Below are 6,167 nucleotides of genomic sequence, written 5' to 3' on the forward strand. Positions count from 1 at the left end.
GGGATCGGCAGGCGGATGGGTGAGCAGAGCGAAGACTTCGTTGGCGACGTGGCGCTTCAGGCACCGGATGATGTCTCGGTCGGCCAGTCCCTCGGCTCGCCGGCGGGCGAAGTAGGCCATGGTGCGGGGCTCGCGGAAGCGCATGCGGATCAGCACGATCCGGTGCAAGGCATGGTTGGCTTGGCGGTTCCCGCCCCGGGAGAGCCGGTGCCGGTGGGTCCGTCCGGAGGAGGCCGGGATCGGGGCGACCCCGCACAAGGCGGCGAACTGCGCCTGGGTAGCGATCCGGTGCGGATTGTCCCCGACGGTGGCCAGCAAGGTCGCGGCCACCACGGGCCCGACCCCGTGGGTGGCCAGCAGGGCGGGGTTGAGTCGGGCCGCGATCTGCGCGAGCTGGTCGTCCAGAACGGCGATCTCCTCGGTGAGGACCCGGTGGCGGCCCGCCAGGCGTTTCAGCGACGCACGGGCGACCTGGTCGGGGTCATCGCCGGGTCCGGGGCGGGTGCGAGCGAGCACGTCGATCAGCTTCTGACCGTGATAGCGGTGGAAGTCGGTGCGCACGTCGCCGGGAGCGGTGATCAGCAGGGCGTGGATCTGGTTGAGGACCGCGGTGCGGGCCTTGGTCGCCGAGGTGCGCTCGGCCAGCAGGATCCGCAAGGACTCCACGAGCCCGTCGCGTTGCTTCGGGACCACCGTGGCCCGGCCGGCGGCCACGGTGAGCGCGGCCTGCTCGGCGTCCAGCGGGTCGGACTTGCCCTTGAGGCGCCGGTGCTGGCGGTTGGCGCGCATCACCTCGATCACGGTCACCCCCGCGGCCGCCAGGATCCGGGCCAGTTCGGCTCCGTAGGAGCCGGTGCCCTCCACGCCGACGGCAAGGACGGGCCCGTGGTCGTGCAGGAAGTCCACGATCTGCCGATACCCGGTGTTGGTGGCTACGAACTGCCGGTCGGCCACGGTCCGGCCCAGCTCGTCGACGACCGCCACGTGGTGGGTGTCGCGGTGTGTGTCGACCCCGGCATACCGTCCCGGGTTCGTGTTCCCAGAAGGGTTGGCCGCCGCCGGTGGCACTGTCATGATCGTCATGACCGGTGATCCTTTCCGTGATGGAAGAGCAACTGGTCACCGTCGGTCAGATGGGGCAGACAGCACAGAGGTGGGGCGACTTCCCGGTCAGGCTCCTATCAAGTCATGCTCCGTCTGGCCATACGGTTCACGGCCCCGGTGGGGGCGGACAGATCCACTGGAGGACAACCCCTGCGGGCGTCGGTGTAAGGGCGAGCCACACCACCGCCGGAACCTGCGTCCATCATCTCTGTGTACAGGATCGGCGTGATCCTGGTGGGGTCAGGCGCTGAGGGCGCCGGGGGCGGTGGTGTCCTCCTGTTCGGCGGTGGTGGTGACGAGGTTCAGGCGGGACTTGGCGAGCACGTCCAGGCCCAAATAGCGCCGGCCTTCGGCCCACTCGTCGTGCTGCTCGGCCAGCACGGCCCCGACCAGACGGATCAACGAGGTCCGGTCCGGGAAGATCCCGACCACGTCGGTGCGCCGGCGGATCTCGCGGTTGAGCCGCTCATTGGGGTTGTTCGACCAGATCTGGCGCCACAGTCCCTTCGGGAAAGTGGTGAAGGCCAAGATGTCGGTCCTGGCCTCGTCGAGGTGGGCGTGCACGGCCGGCAGCTGGGCCTGGGTGGTGTCGAGGAGCTTGTCGAACTGCGCCTGCACCGAGGCGGCGTCGGGCTGGTCGTAGACGGAGTGCAGCATCGCCTTCACCGCCGGCCAACTGCTCTTCGGAGTGGTCGCCATGAGGTTGGCCGCGTAGTGGGTGCGGCACCGTTGCCAGGACGCCCCGGGCAGGGTCGCCCCGATGGCCTCCACCAGCCCGGCGTGGGCGTCAGAAGTCACCAGTCGCACCCCGGCCAGGCCGCGGGCCACGAGGTCGCGGAAGAACGTGAGCCACCCGGCCCCGGACTCGGCCGTGGCGGCCTGTACCCCGAGGATCTCGCGGTGGCCGTCGGCGTTGACGCCGGTGGCGACCATGACCGCGACCTTCACCACCCGCCCGCCCTCACGGACCTTCATCGTCAGCGCGTCGGCGGCCACGAACGTGTACGGGCCGGCATCTAGCGGGCGGGTGCGGAAGGACTCCACGTGCTCGTCGAGATCGGTGGCCATGGTCGATACCTGCGACCGCGACAGCCCGGTGATGCCCAACGACTGCACCAGCTTGTCCATCCGACGGGTCGAGACCCCCAGCAGGTAGCAGGTGGCCACCACGGAAGTCAGGGCGGACTCGGCTCGGCGACGCCGTTCCAAGAGCCACTCGGGGAAGTAGGTGCCGGTGCGCAGCTTGGGGATCGCCACGTCGAGGGTGCCGGCGCGGGTGTCGAAGTCGCGGTGGCGGTAGCCGTTGCGCTGATTCACCCGCTCCGGGGAAGAGGCGCCGTAGGCGGCCCCGCACACCGTGTCGGCCTCGGCCGAGAGCAGCGTGTTGACGAACGTCGTGAGCATCTCGCGCAGCAGATCCGGGGAGGCCTGAGCGAGGTGCTCGTGCAGGAACTGAGCAGGGTCGATACTGGAAGGAGCGGTCATCGTGATGGTCCTCTTCGAGAGTGCTGTGGAAGGTTCACTCGAAGGATCACGCGGTGACCGCCCTCGTCTATGACGACGCGCTCACCGGGCTACCCGTACACCACCATGCAGGACGCAACTCAAGCAGGTACGGGGAACCCTGCCAGATGGGCGCAGGGTGACCTCCGACCTACGCTCACCGCAACTCGAGTCGCAGAGACCGGTCCAGGAGCGCGGAGACAAGCTCATGGTGAGCGGGAGCGACGAGCAGGTGCGGGCCCAGCTAGCCCGTATGGGCGTGACCCCGCAGCAGATCGAAGAGGCCATGGCCGGTGCCACGGTGGAGCAACTCGGTGAGCAGACGTTCTCCTTCACCCTCGAGTTCGATCCCCGTCTGTGGGCCCGCCTCACGGCGAAGATCGCCCTCGGCAGTGGGTACGCCGCCGCGTCCGAGTGGTTCACGGACACGGAAGTGGCAAGAAGTCTGCAAAAGATCTGCCACGGTCGCGTTGCCGAGTACCCGCCTATGGCCAGCGCCGACTTGCAGCAGTACCAACGGAAGATCGAAGAGTCGGTCGCGCGCATCATCCCCGGGTACAACTTGGATCCACTCACCGACCCGGAACGCCATCAGATGGTCTTCGTCCCCTACGAAGACCGCACGAGCTGCATCGCCAGCCTAGGACGAGCGGAGTTGTTCGGCATCTCCGTGCCGGGCAGCATCCGCGGTTGGACGGCGATGCCTGTGGTCGTCAGCGACAACGACGCTGGGTCCCTGACGGTCCGGTACGTGGAGCGCGAGGTGCGTACCGCACTGGCCGGACGGAGACCTGATCGGTGAGCGACGACCTCTAGTCACCCATCTTCACTCATGTGCACAGTAAGTAGCTTGCCGACCCGGCCGGCGAGGCGCCTGTGGCGTTCGGGTACACTTCAGCGCGACACATAGTTGCCAGCTCCAGTGTGTTGCAGCAGAATTCCATGCTCACCTTTTCGGGCTCTTCAACACTGACTGTAGTCATGGCCTCAGCCCGCCAGCAATGAGGAGCCTGGAGTGTCCTACTCCGGGACGACGTCGAGAAACATGTTGAGGTGTCGTGCGAGGACTTTCCGGCGCCGTTCGACGAAAAGATCGAACTCGTCCGCTACGTCAATGTTATCGTCAAAACAGATCAGCTGTGCTGCCAGCCGTTCCGGTGGGTACTCACCGACGTAGTCCCGCGGAGCCCTATCGCGGATTTCCTTATTTGTCTTGGATCCGATAAAGGCGAGGTTGACAATGTCGTCAACTTTGCGGGCATCGAGGTCGGATCGAAACTGCTTGAGGTATGCCTTAGGGAAAATGTGATGAAATTCGATTTTGTCCGCAGTACCAGAATGCTTAGGACTAATTTGAAGGTTGGTTGCCCAGTCCCGCACACCGGCCGCCCTGAACATCAAAAACATAGTTTTGAAGACACCACTGCGCGAAGTTCGTCCCAGGAGGTCGGCGGGGGTGAAATCCAGTCGTCCGACCTGCTGCATTAATCGCTGGATGAGTTGCCCGCCACCGCCCGCTCGAATTGCGGCCAGATCTTGGTCCAAAAGTGACTCACTAGATCCGTGGGAGTACCTCCCCTTGGCGTTCGCGACGAGGAACCACTTCCGCATGGTTGCCGCGTCCTCTTCGCTGACACGGAAGTCTCGTTGATGCCCCCAATAGGCCAATGCGACGAGCAGGAATGGCGAAGACAAAAGCGTGGGACTGTCGATCTGGAAGTTGCTTTTGACGTAGTTGATAGCAAAGTGCATCGCACGCTTTGTGCGCCCCCAGCCATCTTCAAGATTCTGCTTCGTGAGAGAGCTGACCGTGAGGAAACGGGACTGGCCGGTGATCACGGCCACCAGAGCACGCAAATGGATCCCGAGGTCGAGATCGAATCCCTCTTTGGCCACCGCCGTTTGGTACGCGGTGAACAATGCCAGCGATCCGTTCCACTTAGCTGTAATCTGCGCCAAGGCGAGGTCCGAGCTGCGTAGCTTCGCACCCAAGGAGTTCACACGCACGAAAATTTCCGTGACCTCCTCGTAGGATTTTGTAGGCTCTAGAATGTCCACCCGGTACTCGTATTCCGCAATCGCACGTAGTTGTTTTAGCCGGGCGGAGTACCTCTCGTACATGGGGTCGTTGAAGCCGCTCACGCCAGCGTTCTGGAGAATCTCCCCGTCGTTCTTGGTGAAAACATCGGTCACCCGCACCCAGTTCTGCAGTGCTAGAACTTGGTTACTCGATACGACGAAGGCCCGTCGGTTCGCCCGAGCGATAAGGTCGTCCTCGACATCGTCCGTATCCTCGAACCCGTTGTCGTCAACAGAAGATTCATCAACCTCAGTGATGAAAGTGAGTTCATCCGGGTGATCAAGATTGAAAAGGATTTCTACCGGCCGCTTCCTGCTTTTTACTTGGACCGGTTCGCCCCGCAACACTGCTGACAGGGACGTGAGCCGCTGCTGCCCGTCCAACAGCAACAGCGGGGTTCCGCTTGCCTCTGATCGAGTAGCGACCGCGAAATCCTGAGTCTCTACTCGAGTCGCTGGTTGCCATGTCAGGATCACGCCTGAGGGGTAGCCGCGGTAGAGCGAATCAAGCAGGTCGCGAACTTTGGTAGAGGTCCACACGTACTTGCGTTGCATCTCCGGAAGCTGCAATTCGCCGCGCTCAATTTTGGCGACAAGTTCGCTGACTTTGTACTCTGATTTGCCCATTTGTCCTCCTCAAAACTTATTTGACCAGTGTCATTTACGAAAAAGCCATTGGCACTAAATTGGTTAAATTTCGCGCTTAAATTGACCAGGGCGTTCTGGTACTCGTAAAAACACCCCTAGTGACTCGCGGAGAAGGGCCCCGATATGCGGAGTGCACACCGGGGCCCATATCGATTGATGCGTCACCAGAGTATTAATACTTTGTCCTTCGGCTAGCTAGGCTCTAGACAGCACGAAGACGGGGATGCCGTTCCCTAAAGACTGAGTCAATGCGATTTGCACGCACACCACTCAGTTTTTCCAGACTGTGCTGTGTAAGACCACCATTCTCAAGTTGATTTTGCACCATAGATAGAAGCTGAGGCTCCTCCTGTGGCAATAGATCAGAGCCAGGCTCCTGTGTGCGCCAACCGAGACGACTCATTTTCTTATAAAAGGCCGTGCGATCAGTTGAATTCATAACGCCTAACTGATGCGCACGCTCAACCAGAGCCTGCATTGAAACACCCCACTCAGCTTTTAGGCTTCTCAACTTACTAGTACTTAAGGACCTCAGGTGAGGACGGATTGCAGTTGCCGGCATCAGAAACTCGCCTGCAAAGAGATTTGCTTCTGACTCCATGTCAGCAGTTGCATACTCTGAATGCAGAACGATATGCCCAAGTTCATGTGCCATTGTCAAGCGTTTCCTGTCCGTAGGCACATCTTGGTTTATGAGTACGACCGGAAATAGTCCCACACGTTGCGACAATCCATCGATGCGAGGGGTCTGCAAGTCATCTTCGACTACAGCAATACCCGCTGCATCCATCCAGCGACTGAGTTTGCGGACCGGCCCAATGGGCATGCGCCAC

5 protein-coding genes are annotated in these 6,167 nt (G+C 62.0%); 1 reads left to right on the plus strand and 4 read right to left on the minus strand.

The features are described from left to right. Together BJF77_RS00140 and BJF77_RS00145 are read right to left on the minus strand one after the other, a co-directional pair. Positions 1-1,083: IS110 family transposase (locus tag BJF77_RS00140; RefSeq protein WP_075870931.1), on the minus strand; the 1,083-nt coding region annotated here is incomplete at its 3' end. A 261-nt stretch (positions 1,084-1,344) separates the two neighbouring features. Then, complete coding sequence (locus BJF77_RS00145; protein WP_075870932.1) at positions 1,345-2,589, minus strand: IS256 family transposase; 1,245 nt, start codon at positions 2,587-2,589, stop codon at positions 1,345-1,347. Positions 2,590-2,866: 277 nt separating this feature from the next. On the opposite strand from BJF77_RS00145, the gene BJF77_RS00150 reads away from it, so the two are divergent. Further along, positions 2,867-3,409, plus strand: coding sequence for a hypothetical protein (locus tag BJF77_RS00150; RefSeq protein WP_139318354.1), 543 nt, complete (start codon positions 2,867-2,869; stop codon positions 3,407-3,409). Between the two features lie 218 nt (positions 3,410-3,627). On the opposite strand, the gene BJF77_RS00155 is transcribed toward BJF77_RS00150, so the two are convergent. Both BJF77_RS00155 and BJF77_RS20355 read right to left on the minus strand, forming a co-directional pair. Continuing rightward, entirely contained in the window at positions 3,628-5,313 is a 1,686-nt protein-coding gene (locus BJF77_RS00155; RefSeq protein WP_075870934.1) for a DUF262 domain-containing protein, read from the minus strand. Between the two features lie 223 nt (positions 5,314-5,536). Next, on the minus strand, positions 5,537-6,167 hold a 631-nt coding region (locus BJF77_RS20355; protein WP_222844931.1), incomplete at its 5' end, for an ImmA/IrrE family metallo-endopeptidase.

Source organism: Kocuria sp. CNJ-770 (assembly GCF_001942375.1).
Taxonomy (GTDB): domain Bacteria; phylum Actinomycetota; class Actinomycetes; order Actinomycetales; family Micrococcaceae; genus Kocuria; species Kocuria oceani.

What these genes read in the sequence shown, in the direction of transcription:
- BJF77_RS00145 (WP_075870932.1), bottom strand. Translation starts at nt 2,589, where the DNA reads ATGACCGCTCCTTCCAGTATCGACCCTGCTCAGTTCCTGCACGAGCAC.
- BJF77_RS00155 (WP_075870934.1), bottom strand. Translation starts at nt 5,313, where the DNA reads ATGGGCAAATCAGAGTACAAAGTCAGCGAACTTGTCGCCAAAATTGAG.